The 14,608-nt window shown below is 38.0% G+C and carries 12 protein-coding genes; 8 read left to right on the top strand and 4 right to left on the bottom strand.

Annotation, left to right across the window (positions count from 1 at the left end; translation table 11 throughout):
- Positions 1-136: 136 nt before the first annotated feature.
- On the bottom strand, positions 137-1,123 hold the full coding sequence (locus JCM14932_RS10720) for an Abi family protein (protein ID WP_025024851.1): 987 nt from the start codon (positions 1,121-1,123) through the stop codon (positions 137-139).
- Between the two features lie 213 nt (positions 1,124-1,336).
- Here JCM14932_RS10720 and JCM14932_RS10715 point away from each other — a divergent pair, with 213 nt between their 5' ends.
- Positions 1,337-3,274 carry an elongation factor G gene (locus JCM14932_RS10715; RefSeq protein ID WP_025024850.1) on the top strand — a complete coding sequence of 646 codons (1,938 nt, stop codon included), beginning with the start codon at positions 1,337-1,339 and terminating at the stop codon, positions 3,272-3,274.
- A 178-nt stretch (positions 3,275-3,452) separates the two neighbouring features.
- A complete protein-coding gene (locus JCM14932_RS16060) occupies positions 3,453-5,576 on the top strand; it encodes a collagen-binding domain-containing protein (RefSeq protein WP_025024849.1) in 2,124 nt (707 codons plus the stop codon).
- Between the two features lie 37 nt (positions 5,577-5,613).
- Here the strand turns inward: JCM14932_RS16060 and JCM14932_RS15350 are convergent, their stop codons facing one another.
- Positions 5,614-6,507 (bottom strand): acyltransferase, encoded by an 894-nt coding sequence (locus tag JCM14932_RS15350; protein ID WP_235700592.1) that lies wholly within the window; start codon positions 6,505-6,507, stop codon positions 5,614-5,616.
- Entirely contained in the window at positions 6,504-6,680 is a 177-nt protein-coding gene (locus tag JCM14932_RS17250) for a hypothetical protein (protein WP_235700591.1), read from the bottom strand. Before JCM14932_RS17250 ends, JCM14932_RS15350 begins: the two co-directional genes overlap by 4 nt.
- A gap of 112 nt (positions 6,681-6,792) precedes the next feature.
- Between JCM14932_RS17250 and JCM14932_RS10700 the strand changes: the two genes are divergently transcribed.
- Positions 6,793-7,458: a CPBP family glutamic-type intramembrane protease gene (locus JCM14932_RS10700; protein ID WP_025024848.1), complete on the top strand. Its 666-nt coding sequence runs from the start codon at positions 6,793-6,795 to the stop codon at positions 7,456-7,458.
- A 125-nt stretch (positions 7,459-7,583) separates the two neighbouring features.
- Entirely contained in the window at positions 7,584-7,889 is a 306-nt protein-coding gene (locus tag JCM14932_RS16610) for a hypothetical protein (RefSeq protein ID WP_025024847.1), read from the top strand.
- Here JCM14932_RS16610 and helD read toward each other — a convergent pair.
- Positions 7,862-10,150: an RNA polymerase recycling motor HelD gene (helD, locus tag JCM14932_RS10690; RefSeq protein ID WP_025024846.1), complete on the bottom strand. Its 2,289-nt coding sequence runs from the start codon at positions 10,148-10,150 to the stop codon at positions 7,862-7,864. The two genes, JCM14932_RS16610 and helD, sit on opposite strands and share 28 nt — an antisense overlap.
- A 298-nt stretch (positions 10,151-10,448) precedes the next feature.
- Between helD and trpS the strand changes: the two genes are divergently transcribed.
- The 4 genes from trpS to JCM14932_RS10670 all read left to right on the top strand — a co-directional run bounded on the left by trpS (position 10,449) and on the right by JCM14932_RS10670 (position 14,541).
- Complete coding sequence (trpS, locus tag JCM14932_RS10685) at positions 10,449-11,465, top strand: tryptophan--tRNA ligase (protein ID WP_025024845.1); 1,017 nt, start codon at positions 10,449-10,451, stop codon at positions 11,463-11,465.
- Positions 11,466-11,845: 380 nt separating this feature from the next.
- Positions 11,846-12,289: a MarR family winged helix-turn-helix transcriptional regulator gene (locus JCM14932_RS10680; RefSeq protein ID WP_025024844.1), complete on the top strand. Its 444-nt coding sequence runs from the start codon at positions 11,846-11,848 to the stop codon at positions 12,287-12,289.
- Positions 12,290-12,319: 30 nt separating this feature from the next.
- On the top strand, positions 12,320-13,819 hold the full coding sequence (locus tag JCM14932_RS10675; protein WP_025024843.1) for an MDR family MFS transporter: 1,500 nt from the start codon (positions 12,320-12,322) through the stop codon (positions 13,817-13,819).
- Positions 13,819-14,541, top strand: coding sequence for a DUF4811 domain-containing protein (locus JCM14932_RS10670; RefSeq protein WP_025024842.1), 723 nt, complete (start codon positions 13,819-13,821; stop codon positions 14,539-14,541). The genes JCM14932_RS10675 and JCM14932_RS10670 overlap by 1 nt, the downstream gene beginning before the upstream one ends.
- The last annotated feature ends 67 nt before the right edge of the window (positions 14,542-14,608 follow it).

The following is a 14,608-nucleotide window of genomic DNA, read 5'->3' as shown; positions in this document are numbered from 1 at the left end:
AAGCGTTTTATTGAGTTTTAGCTAAATTTCGAAGTTTCTAAATCCTGTTAAATCAGTATTTAGAGACTTTTTTGTTTTTTAAAAAAAGATCAAATTGAATAAAAGTAAAAGATACTTTGCACGAATTTTGCACGGACTATTTAGGAATATTATTTAAACGTTGAATAAAATCCTGGGGGATTTTTGAATTACTTAGAAATTTTGTGAACAACTTTTTATCGTTAATCGTCCCAGTATTGGTTTTTTCCCATTCTTTTAATTGAATTATTAAATTATCTAGTTGAGTACTTTTCATGGTTATAGATAGTACTACTAGGAATGCGAATGGATCATTTGTACATAATTTGTCTGTGTAGAACTCATTCTTAGTGATGACATTAGGAGTTATAAAAAGTTTCAAGCTCTTATATTTAAGTTTAGTTTTTGAGTTAAAATGAACCATTCTTCTCCCGTGGGCCAAGGTATTTCTAAAATCTGAAATAATTGAAATTATATTACGAGTGAATTCTATTAATTCTTCTCTTTCATTACGATTATTTGAAAATATTTCTTTGTTAGGGGATATCAGTTGTTGAGCCACATAGTCGGATTGGTCAAATTTAAACATTGAAAACAACATTCTAGTTTGTCCCAGTGTTATGTTATTTACTAGCACCCATGGTGGGATATCGTTGTAATGATTTTTATAATATTTAACCGGATCGTCATGGCAATCAATAATCTTTTTATTTATAAATCCTGTTATTTGTTTTGCTTTATTTTTATTTCTATAATTATAAGGATTGAGATAATCGGATGTTCTTATTCCAATATCCTTTGAAAGAGTGTAGGATATGGATTCTTTGAGCTTTTGTTCAAATATAATAGTGTATTTAAAAAGAATATTTCTGAAATCAGTCTCTATTAGTTTATATTTATATAAATCGTTAATAGATGTATCGCGCTCGAAGAGAGATTTGTTAGAAATGTAAAAATCACCTTTGTATCTATTGATTAACGTATAATAACCATTTTCTTTTAGGAGATTTATAGCATCAGTTTCATTTTCTATTATCATATTTTTTGATCTTAAGTTTTTTATCAATGAACCGTATGTTTGAAATTTGGGAATGTTTTTGGACAACGAAAAACACCTCACGGTAATTAATTACCATGAGGTGTTTTCACGACCTGAATATGAATACAGGCATTTCAACATAGTCAAATGATAATTTAATTATTATTTTTTGTCAATTAAGTTGTACATTATTTAGAACCACTCATTAATTGACACGTTACTTTAAATTACGTAACCATTTTCAATTATTTTTAAAATAAATATATAAGAGGTACTAAAATGAAACGCATAGTAGCAGGAATAGTCGCACACGTAGATGCCGGTAAAACAACTTTGTCAGAAGCAATGTTGTACCAAACTGGTGAATTGAGAAAGCTAGGTCGAGTGGATAACGGCGATGCTTTTTTGGATTCTGACAAGTTGGAGAAGCAACGTGGCATCACGATTTTTTCTCACCAAGCTAGTCTAAAATATAACGACTTGGAATTAACTTTATTAGATACACCAGGTCATGTGGATTTTGCATCACAGACTGAACAAGTTCTGAGCGTCTTGGACTATGCGATTTTAGTTGTTTCTGCGACTGACGGTATTCAAGGTTATACGCGCACTCTTTGGCGATTGCTGGAACACTACAATGTACCAACATTTATCTTTGTGAATAAGATGGATGCAACTGGCGCTGATCAAGGTCGTGTGCTGCAACAGTTACAGGATACTTTTTCGGCTGGTTGTATTGCCTTCAATGAAACAATGTCAGAAGAATCTTATGAAGAAATCGCTATGCAAGATGATGATGTTCTAGAAACATTCTTGGATTCTTCACAAGTGTTTGATGATGTTATCAAAAAAATGATCAAGCAACGAAAAGTTTTCCCATGTTACTTTGGCTCGGCACTTAAACTTGAAGGTGTGGAAAACTTTTTGGGTGGCATGGAACAGTGGTCTAGTGAGGACAACTATCAAGCGGACTTTGGTGCACAAGTTTTTAAAATCTCTCATGATGAAAATGACGAAAGATTAACATGGGTCCGTGTGACGAGTGGAGTTTTACCAACTAAGTCGGTAGTTGTCGATGATCAAAAGGCCAATCAGTTACGTGTTTATAATGGTAACAAGTTCACGCTTGTACAAGAGGTAGATGCCGGTGGAGTCTGCGCTATCACAGGGCTGACACAAACTTATCCAGGGCAAGGTCTAGGTAATGCTCAGAATGCTCAATTGCCGGAGATTCAACCAGTTTTAAATTATGCACTCGATCCAAAGGACAATGATATTCATAATTGTCTAACGGCATTGAGGCAATTAGAGGATGAAGATCCGCAGCTGCATGTCTCTTGGTCCAGTCATCTTCAAGAAGCACGTGTTCAAATCATGGGTGAAGTTCAGTTGGAGATTTTGCAACAATTGATGTTAGATCGATTCAATTTAGATATCGGATTTGGTGAAGGCAGCATTCTCTACAAGGAAACCATCACGAAGCCAGTTGAAGGGGTTGGACACTTCGAGCCATTGCGTCATTATGCGGAAGTTCATTTGTTGCTGGAACCCGAGGCACCAGGCACGGGACTCGTATTTGATTCCCAATGTAGTTTGGAGATCCTAGGTAAAAATTGGCAGCATCAAGTTCTAACTAATCTTGGTGCCAAAGAACAATTGGGTGTATTAACTGGCTCACCGTTAACGGATGTCAAGATAAGTTTAGTCAGTGGTAAGTCTAGCAATGTTCATTCAGTAGGTGGCGACTTCCGTGAGGCCACTTGGCGTGCAGTCAGACAGGGATTGATGGAACTAAAAGAACGTAGTGCCTGTCAGTTATTGGAACCTTGGTATCGATTCAGATTAGAGGTTGAACAAGATCAAGTTGGACGAGCAATGAGTGACATTCAGCGGATGAATGGTAGTTTTGATACGCCAGATGGTGGAACGGGAACGACCGTACTTACTGGTACTGCACCAGTTTCTGAGATGCGAGGCTATGCGCAGGAAGTCAATGCTTATACACATGGCCAGGGATTATTTGAAGCGGTCGTTGATGGATATCGACCTTGCCATAATGCACAGGAAATAATCGATGGCTTCGACTATGATCCAGTTTCAGACTTGGACAATACGCCAGGGTCAGTCTTCTGTGCTCACGGTGCTGGTTATCCGGTCCATTGGGATGAAGTTCCACAGATGGCACATATTCCTTATACTTATCCGTTAGGGAGTTAGGATTATAACTATGCAAAATCAAATGAGGACATCACAACTACCGGTTGTGGTGTTTTTTTGATATGAAATTGACGTAAAAAAAAATTAGCGTGATAATGAAAATATTAATAATATTTTATATTCAACACTAATATGCCGGGTCCGGTTTGACGTATTAATGCTTCGAGGGGGATCTATAATGAATACTAAAAAAGGAACTAAGTGGGCTTTGTCGTGTGTGGCAACTAGCGCCGCTGTATTGTCATTCCTTGTTGTTTCAAATAATGTGTTAGCTGATAATACTAATGCTACACAAAATGCTGATGGAAGTAATCAAGTTGCTCAAACGCAAGCTGTTAGTGGCCAGGCTGTAGCTAGTGAAACTGCAACGCAAAATAACCCAAGTACACAACCAGATTATTCTGCTGTCTATGCCAAGATTAATCGTCAGAATAGTGGTCAAGATGCGCAACAAACTGAGGGTAATGTTCAAAATGGTAACCAAGGTAGAATGGCTTTTAGATCTGTTCAAGGTCAACCATTGAGTCAAGCTACTGCTAGTGAACCTGTTACTACAAGTACCGTGCCGGCTAAAAGTCAAACAGTTCAGCAACCTACTACAAAGTCAATAAATAATTACGATGTCAAAGATGGTGGAACATTCGCCAAGGATGTTGCTTCATATAGTAGCAGTAAAAATACCGGATATGATTTACATCCCGAGAATAACGAATTAGGTTATGCTGCATATTTCCATATCTTCGCTAATGAGGCTCATTTGAAAGCTCATACTAATGGTAATGTTGCCGTAGGAAAGCTTGACGGTGGAGTAAACTTCGGTACTAATCTTCAAGAAGAATTAGTAGATTACGATGTTTCTTATATTCAAGCTATTCAAAACATGGCAAATAGTTCGTTTGTTTCTGGTGGAACAACACGTACTAACAAAGTTGTCTTTGGTCAAAATGTTGACGTCGATGTTTCTGACACCAATAGGCCAATGGCTGATGGTATACAGATTGATCATTTAACTGCTGATGAAACTTATCAAGATCATGATGGTAATGTCTATATTGACTTTGCTAAGATATTCAGCGAATTGGATAACAAGTCGAATTCTTTGACGGAACTACCACCAAGTTACTTGGTGGGTTCTGATGAATATGCAGCTGAAATTAATAATAATACATTTAGTGATATGAATAATCGTGTCATTGATTTGAGTGACTATAAACCTAATGCCGATAATCAAATCGTCATTTATCTATCTCCGGAAGTATTGCAAGGTTATACGCCATTGACAATTAAGGGAATCTCAAAGGACGGCGATGGTAGTAACGTAATCATTAATGTTGATACACACGGGATTGATCCTTATGAGATTAATTCTCAAATTAACATCAAATACAGTGATGGCTCTGATAGAAACAGTCAGGAAACTACATACTTTGGTGACAATCATTTACTATGGAATTTTTATGACAGTAATGCATCTGACAAGCTATATAAAGGTATCATTAATACAAATAGAGTATTTCAAGGAAGCTTGTTAGCACCTGAAGCAACCGTAAATGCAAATGCTAATCTCGATGGTAATATCATTGCAAATGAGGTCAATGTTAATGCTGAAACTCACAGATGGGATCTTCAAGATAACAATGATAAAGAAACTGACTACGAATACGAAACAGCAGTTCCAATCCCAGGAGAAGTTCCTGGATTACCCGTTATAGACTATCCAGACCCTGGCGATACAGATGGATGGGAATTACCAACACCTCCAGATCCAGATGAAAACAATGGAAATGAAGGCGGCGGTGATAACGAAGGTGAGAATCCTGACACTGAAAACCCAGATACCGAAAAACCTGGTGAACCCGACAAGCCTGTAACAATTCCCGGAGAAGTCCCAGGATTACCTGAAGTTCCCGGAATCGACACAGACGGTGACGGTAAGCCCGATTACCCTGGCATTGATACAGATGGTGACGGCGACCCCGATTATCCTGGTATTGATGTAGACGGTGATGGTAAGCCTGATTATCCTGAAATCGACACAGACGGGGACGGTATCCCTGATACTCCCGAGATCGATACAGATGGCGATGGTATTCCAGATACACCAATTACTTTGCCTGGAACTGAATCACCATTTAAAGGTACTGAAACAACAACCTCAAGTTCTAATTCAACTAATGCAACAGCTTCAAACTCAAACAAAGGTGCATTCCCACAAACAGGTGCAAAGAGCTCTGCTTGGTTAAGTGCTGTAGGTTTGGCATTGTTAGCATTCTTAGGAATTAAGAAACGTAAAGAAGATTAAATTAAAAAGACATCGCAACTAAAAAGTTGCGGTGTCTTTACTTTTTACGACTACCGGTCAATAAATAATTAAGTCCAGGGATCAAACTGATGATCCAAATGATCAATGTCGAAGCAGCTGCGACAGCAATGTAGCGAATAAAGGTTGCGGCCAGTCCACCAAATGGTAGGACTGACATGAACCATGGTTCCATGTAGAGAATCAACAAGTTGTGAATCAAGTAAATTCCAAATACCAGCGGTGATAAGAATTCAAAAGTTCTAATGACACCAGTTGAATTAATGCGTTCACCCCATTTTTGCAATAGAATGAAGGCGGCAACTGACATAATAGGGATGAAAATCGATGTTACATAATAGCCGTTAAAAGCATCGAATATTTTGGGAAATACTTCAGAAACATAATTACCTGCAAAGCCAGCAACTAAGGCTACAATCCATAACCAGATGTTGCTTAATTCGTGAATATCGATTTTTGTCAGTAAATATCCTAGAATGAAGTAACCAGTGAAACCACCGACCAAGTAGAATTGAGCGACTGGATAAATTGTTAGAGCATCGACCCAATTCTTAGGCATGACATTGGCGAGTGATGGTAATAGTGAGTTAGTTACTAGCCAAATCAAGGTTACGTACCAGAGCATTTCTCGATTGGCACTCTCAACAAATGTACGAATTATCGGTGAAAGAATGTAGATACCGATCAATGGATACATGAACCAAAGGGTCGGTGAGGTTGGTTGATAGAGCATCATTTTGACTGATGCAGCAACGTTATGCGCCGATAGTGAGTGTGCATAGATACCCACGACGATTGGTGAGATAATCGACCAAAGTATGAATGGAATCACGACTCTGGGAATTCTTTGTTTCCAAGTATAGCTGATAGATTTAGTCTTTTTGATATTGAGTAAGAGTGAACCGGAGATCATGAAGAATAGTGGAACACTGATGTGTGCAAAATAATTGATGATCTTAGTGATCTGCCACTGAGTACTGCGACATGCAGCGTCGTATCAATGGCGGAAACGTGGATGAAGATAACTAGAAAAATTGCGATAACACGAATAAAGTCTAGATAAAAAATTCGTTTGTGGTTATTCATTATAAAAATCCCTCCGTATACCTAACTAATAATAGATGAAAACATCACAAAATTGAAGTATTCGTATATGATATAATAGCAAAGTAAAATTATTGATTGGAAGATATTAATTATGCGTGTAGGAGAATCTCCGGGAACAGATTTAGTCAGATATTTAATTTGGATTATATTTTCTATAATCACATTGAGTTTGAAGAACATCGCCGCTACTGATAAGGGCTTGAATGTTATTTTAGCAGTAGTCTTTTTTGCAGTCGGAATCGTGTTCTTATTCTTAATGGCAAGACGATACTTACGTGAGAGACGTTCATTCTCTGACAATCCCCGCGGATTCATGAGTTCTTTAGTTTCAAACATTGGATTAGTAACACTGATGATCATCCTTGTATGTGCATTGAGACTTATGATCAGTTATTTGCAAGTAACTGGCAAGTTGCCTCAGTTCAAGAATGATGATGTTGTTAGTTCAGATCAAAAAGTATTTATTTTTAATATAATCGCAAATGTATTTATTATTACTGTCCAACAACAGTTGGTCCAAACAGGATTCTTCTTCAATTATTTCTTTAGAAAGAGCACTCCTTCTAATGCAGTTATAGGAATCATCTTCAGCGGTATCATCGCCGGAGCACTTAGCTTGCCAGGGTCATTGTTACAATTCTTTATGATGATGGCGCTAGGCTGGTGTTACGCATTGACTTATCTATATACACAAGATGAGAAGATGGCGATGTTAGTAGCCATTGTGAGTGCAATTGTTGGAACAATATTAATTTAAAATAAAAGGGTTGCCGATGAATTACAAATTTCATCGGCAACCTTTTTTATTTTACATAAAATTTACACTAAATTTACTGAACATTTACATTGCTCGACTATCATTTTGATAAGAGGGTGGAGTCAATGTTCGATTTGTCTAACATATCAATTGTAATGTTTCTTTTCCAGATTTTTGAAGCAATCTTGATAGTTAATATTTCTCGATCACGAGCCATGATGACATTGTTATTTTTGTTGATGCTTGATTCACTTTTTGTGGACGACGTCTTGATGCCACTCATGGTTATTTTTGTGATGGGCGTGATTTTGACATACCTTGGTTACACTCGGAGGAGTAAGTTACAGTTGATTTTTGGACTATCCACTTGTGCATCGTTAGCTAGTATTTTGTTATACGAAACTTATTTGATTGCAGAAGAAGTGTCGTAGTCTGCTAATTTGACGTTGTCTAGAAGTGGCGAAGGTGTTTTATCAATACAGATCGTCAAGTTGTGCATAGCACGAGTACAAATCGTATAGAGCGTGTCGCGGCTTCTTGCATCAGGATAATTTTGAGCTGAAACATTATGTCCGATAACGGCATCGAATTCCAATCCTTTGGCAAGATAAATTGGCATGACGATGATTCCCTTCGGAATTGAACGGAATCCAGCATCGACTAGTGTAATCAGCGATTCATCACTGAAATGAGCATATACTTGTTCGGCCTGTGCTTGATTTCTAGTTAAGATAGCGACCGTTTCATATTTTTCAGTCAATTCACGGGCAGTTTGTTTCAATCCTTGATAATAGTCGGTGTCGTCATCAAAGACTTTGATAGTAGGAATTTCACCTTTTCTGGAGAAGGATTTGACCTCATCGGCGTTAGGTAATAGTGACTTGGCGAAGTCAGTGATTTCAGCAGTTGAACGATAGCTTTGGTTTAGAGTTATCGTTGTGACCTTTTTGCCTTGATACAATTCACAGATGGCAGTGATAACGTCTTTGTTGCGATATGAACTAGTCAGCACGTCTTGAGCACGATCACCAAGAAGTGTCATCTTAGCGTTAGGGAAAGAGTGAGAAATATACTTCAGTTGGGCCATAGTATAATCCTGAATCTCGTCAATGAAGATGTGTTGGATGTTGTGGTTGATGCCACTTTCGGTGATGAAGTCACGCAAATAAAGAATGGCGACTGAGTCACTCAAGCCGAGTTTGTGAGCTTCAACAGCGTGGTCGATCGACTCGATCATTGTTTGCCAAACGCTGTCAGAGACTAAGTTTTGTTTCATATTTGATAGTAGGAAGATGTATTCCTTGTATGGATCGAAGAAATAATTATTGATCAGAGCATTGTATATCGGAGCATAACGTTCCTTCAAGAATTCTTCAGCGATAATTGAACGCTGATTAGTTGATTCCTCAATGTTGTGATCAGTGATGATTTGTTGGAAGTCCTCGTCATCGAGATTGTCGATTTCGGCTTGAACCCAATCTTCGTCACGATCATTATGGATACGTCTTTTGAGACGCTTGATCAAGGTATTCTTAGTTTTTAAGAATCTATCCGGGATACTGAAGGCTGTATTTTGTTTATCGTAAATTTCAGAAATTTCTTCTTTGGTGAAGAATGGTTTGCCTTCGAAGATGATATCTTCAAAATACAAAGTATGGTCTTTATTTTCTTTTTCAGTTTGTTCCAGTGTTTCAAGGAAATCAGCACTTTCCTTGAATAAGCGAATATCAACAGTTGTTTGGGGAAGATTGCGTTCGTCTTTTTCATAACGTTCGAAGAGGGTCTCAACCTGAATACCGGTCAGACGCAATGATACGAATTCATTGAAGGTTACCTGACGCATATTTCTTTCACCCAAACTAGGCAAGACTTCAGAAATATAATTACTGAAGAGTCTATTTGGTGAGAATAGTACGATCTTGTCAGCGTCAAGAGTTGAACGACTGTGATAGAGCAGATAAGCAACACGCTGCAAGATGGCAGAAGTTTTACCACTTCCAGCAACCCCTTGTACTAATAAGACGTCAGAATGAGTATCACGGATGATAGTGTTCTGTTCATGTTGAATCGTTGCCACAATATTTTTCATATATTCATCACTATATTCACTCAGAACGGATTGAAGAATTTCATCGCCAACGGTTTCGTTAGTATCAAACATATTTCTGATTTTGTTATTGATTATTTGGAATTGGCGCTTTTTCTTTAAATCAACTTCAGCTTTGCCATTAGGTGTAGGGTAGCTGACTTTTCCGAGCATACCATTATAGTAGATTCCAGAAATTGGCGCACGCCAATCGTAGATCAAGAACTCTCCATCGTCATCTTGCAATGTGGAGGTTCCGATATAAAGTGTGTCTTCTTCACCGTCTTCAACGATGTCGATACGCCCAAAATATGGAGAGCCTTGTAGGTTTTCCAATTTGAGTTTATTTGATTCAAGAATATTTTCATTTTCAACGGCTAAGGCAACTAATTGTTTCTGTTGTTGCACAGAAGCATTAGTTTCCATTTGGTCATCGACTTCAAAAGTATTAACTTTGGTATTTTCACCGTAGTTACGGTAAATATTATGTGTTTCAGTATGTGCTTTTTCGAGGTTTTCAGTAGCACGGTTGATTTTATCGTCAATCTTTTGTGCAACTTCATCTACTCGAGCTTGTTCTTGTTCTTTTGTTTCGTTAACGGTCATAAGTTACCTCTCGTTGACAATTTGGTTGTTTTTAATTATGCTTATAGCAATTGAGTACATTAAAGCATAAGCATTTTTGAGTACTAATTCAAGTAAGTTGAATCAGAGAATGACTTCTAGTCTGAAAAAGTCGTCGCTCTTGAGTTAGGAAATGGATATGGCTAGCCGCCTTACAGCTAATGAGTGGTAGAGAAATTCTACAAAACAGGTGGCACCACGTGCAAGCGTCCTATTATATATATTATGATAGGACGCTTTTTTATGGCTTTAATGAATACGTACTTATGGAGGAAATAAAATGAAAACTAATACAATTTTAACAGGTGATCGTCCAACTGGTAAGCTCCACATCGGACACTACTTAGGTTCATTGAAGAACCGTGTAAAATTACAAAACGAAGGCAAGTATAACATGTTTATCATGATTGCGGATATGCAGGCTTTCACTGATAATGCTAGAAACCCAGAGAAGGTTCGTAACAGTTTGATCCAAGTTGCATTAGACTACTTATCTGTTGGTATCGATCCTGCCAAAACTAATATTTTGGTTCAATCACAAATTTCAGCTTTGAATGAATTAACAATGTATTACTTAGATATTGTTAATGTATCTCGTTTGGAAAGAAATCCAACTGTTAAGTCAGAGATCAAGCAGAAGGGCTTCGGTCAAAGTATTCCTGCGGGATTCTTAACATACCCAGTTAGCCAAGCTGCTGATATCACTGCTTTCAAGGCTGACACAGTTCCTGTTGGTGATGACCAGGAACCAATGCTTGAACAAACACGTGAAATTGTTCGTTCATTCAATAGTATTTATAATACTGATACATTAGTTGAGCCAGAAGGTGTCTTCCCTCCTAAGGGCCAAGGACGTCTTCCTGGTACTGATGGTAATGCCAAGATGAGCAAGTCGATCGGTAACTGTATCTACTTGTCAGATCCAGCTGATGTGGTAACTAAGAAGATCATGTCAATGTATACAGACCCTGATCACGTTCACGTTGAAGATCCCGGTAAAATCGAAGGCAACACTGTCTTCACATATTTAGACGCCTTCGCTGATGACAAAGCCAAAGTCGCTGAATTGAAGGAACAATATCAAGCTGGTGGTTTGGGTGACGTCAAAGTTAAGCGTTACTTGAACGATGTCTTGCAAGGAGTACTAGAACCAATTCGTGCCCGTCGTGCTGAGTACGAAAAGGATATTCCTGGTGTTTACCAAATTCTCAAAGACGGTAGTGACCGTGCTAATGAGGTTGCTAATCAAACATTGGCTGAAGTTAGAGCTGCTATTGGTGTTAATTATTTTGACTAGTTTGGCCTCCGGTCGAAAGAGACAAGTCTGCTGTGGGACCGACTTCAGCCGTAAGGCGGTCTGAAGTCTCGCATTTTAAATCCGCACAGATCTGCGGATTTAAAATGTCGTCCAGTTTTATAAGAACGGAAGACCTCCGTTCCTATAAAACTATCACTGCGGACTTATCTCTTTCACCTCCGGCGGTTTTTAACCTGCCGATTTTTATCGTATGCAAAAGATGGAGATATTTTAATATCCCCATCTTTTTTGCGTTTATTTTACGTGGAAACAGTTTCATAAAAATATGCTGTACTTAACTCTTGATTTTATCAACAGTTGGGTATAGCATATTTTTTGTTGCTATTTAGAAATAAATTTTTAATTTTATGAGGAGAACAATGGACGATTACGATTTGGTAGGTTTTGCAGTTAGATTTATGATGCAGCGCAAGCGGCTAATATCAGCCTTTCTTAAAGGAAAGGATTTGAACTTAGCTGACAGCATAATAATGATGATTGTGACGAAGCACTCTGGTTATAATCAGGAAAAAATTGGCGAGGTTACTTTGTTTGATGGAGCAATCATTGCTCGATCGTTGAAGAAACTCGAGGCGCAGGGATTCGTTACACGTGAAGTTGATGAAACCAATCGTCGTCGCAAAATTGTCCAAATTACTGAGTCGGGTAAAGAGTTTGGCAATAAACTCCGAAGCGCGTTTAAAGAATCCAATGAGACAATTTACTCAGGTATCACGGAAGAAGAGTTGAAGCAATTGGATGTAATTATGGCAAAGGTTTATGCCAATCTCGATAAAGTAAAAATTCCCGATAGTAATAAATAGATATAAAAGCGAAAGAAGGAAGTTACTATTATGGCAAATAGTAGTGAACATTTGGATGTCAACGGCAAACCATTCAACCGTAACTTGTTAGTTATGGTTCTGCTTGTCGGTACATTCTGTACTGTTTTGAACGGTACAATTTTAACTACCGCATTTCCAACATTAATGAAAGAATTCAATGTTACAACTTCAGCTGTTCAATGGTTGACGACTGGATTCTTGATGGTTAACGGTATTATGATCCCTGTTACAGCATGGTTGAGTAATAATTTTAGTAATAAAATTTTATACATCATAGCTATGTCAACGTTCTTAATCGGAACAATTATGTGTTTTACAGCTCCAAACTTTGGAACTATTTTAGCTGGACGTTTGATCCAAGCTGTTGGTGTTGGTATCACAATGCCACTTATGCAAGTTATTATGCTTTCGATATTCCCAGCTAATCAACGTGGTACAGCCATGGGATTAGGTGGATTGGTTATCGGGCTTGCTCCAGCCATCGGACCTACATTGTCTGGTTGGATCATCGATAACTTTACATGGCGTGATCTTTTCGGAATGATTATTCCTATCGTCGTGATCGTACTTATTTTGGCCTTTGTTTATATGAGACCAGTTATCCAAACTAAGAGATCAAAGCTTGATGTCTTGTCACTGATCCTTTCAACAGTTGGATTTGGTTCAGTGCTATATGGATTCTCATCTGTTGGTGATAATGGTTGGGGTTCACCGATTGTCTTGAGCACTATCATCGGTGGTGTTATCGTAGTTATCTTATTCGGATATCGTCAATTGAAGATGAAGGTCCCATTCTTGGAACTACGTGTTTTCAAGGAAAAGAAATTCGCAGTCGCAGCTGCTTTGTCATCTGTAACTAATATGGCCATGGTCGGTGTTGAAATGATCTTGCCATTATATCTTCAAATTGTTAAAGGTATGAGTGCTTTCCATTCTGGATTAACACTACTACCAGGTGCTATTTTAATCGGTGTTATGAGTCCTATCACAGGTCGTGCCTTCGATAGATTCGGACCTAAGGACTTAGCTCGTATGGGTATGTTCTTGTTAACAGCTGGAACGATTCCATTCTTATTTTTAACTAAAACAACACCAGTTCTAGATATCGTTGTCTTGTACATGGTTCGTATGTTCGGTATCTCAATGGTCTTGATGCCTGTTACAACTGATGGTATGAACGCATTGCCATTAAGTCTAATGAGTCACGGTACAGCCGTTAATAATACTGTTCGTCAGGTCTTCAGTTCAATGGGTACAGCCATCTTGGTCAGTGTCCTAACTAACGTTACAAACAACTTGAAGCCAGGTAAGAGTATCTTGGCTCAATCACCACTCAATTATCAAGATAAGTTCTTCAACGCCACATTGAGCGGTTATCACGCTGCCTTTGGTGTTGCAATTCTATTCTGTGTGATTGCGTTGGCAATTACCTTCATGGTCAAGAACACTTCAAAATCAAAAGATGTTGATCTAGAATCAATGAACGTTGAAATGGCAGGTGACAAGTAATGATTATCGTATCAATTCTTATTTGTGCCGTTCTTTCATATTACTTTGCAGTTTTTATTAAGAATAAAAAAGTCGGCTATACCTTAGCTGGAATCTTCATCGCTCTCTTCATTGTAAGTATCGTTTTGTTGGTTTCGAATGAATACGGACACTTCGGTATGGAAAAAGTAACGAATGAAAAGACAATGCAGATTCAAACTGTTCAAAAGGGTAGTAATGTTTTGCTCTATAAGAAATTAGGAACTAGCGGCAAGGAGGATGTCTATATTTATCGGACACCTGAAACTGCCAAGACTAAGAATCCTGAGCATACTAAGGCCAAACTTGATGTTACTAATAGTGTTAAGAAGGGTTCAAGTGTAAATACTTTGACTCAAAAGACAACGCGTTGGGAATACAAGAATGGTTTCTATTCATTCTTATTCGGTATTTCTGACAATGACAAAGAATTTGTTAAGCAGGCTAATACATTCCACATTGGGGATGATTGGTTGGTCTTATCAACTACTCAAGCAGCTAAGTTGAGTAAGGAAATGAAGAGCAAGAAGGTTCAAACTCAAATGAAAACTGAGGGTGAAGCCTATGTCAAAGCCGCAGTTACAAAGGCAATGACCGTTAATCCTTCAATGACTGCTGCACAACAAAAACAAGTTATGCAACAAGCTCAAAAAGAATTCAAAGCTCAAGCAATGGCAAAAGTGATTGAAGAAATCACAAAATAGTAAGTAGACAAGTCGGAGAGATCCGGCTTTTTTTGTCGACTTAATCAGTAGTAGCGAGTATAACTAG

This window comes from Companilactobacillus nodensis DSM 19682 = JCM 14932 = NBRC 107160, assembly GCF_000615905.1.
Classification (GTDB): Bacteria; Bacillota; Bacilli; order Lactobacillales; family Lactobacillaceae; genus Companilactobacillus; species Companilactobacillus nodensis.
Note: the sequence above shows the minus strand (reverse complement) of the source record. Positions and strands in the feature narration are given on the sequence as shown.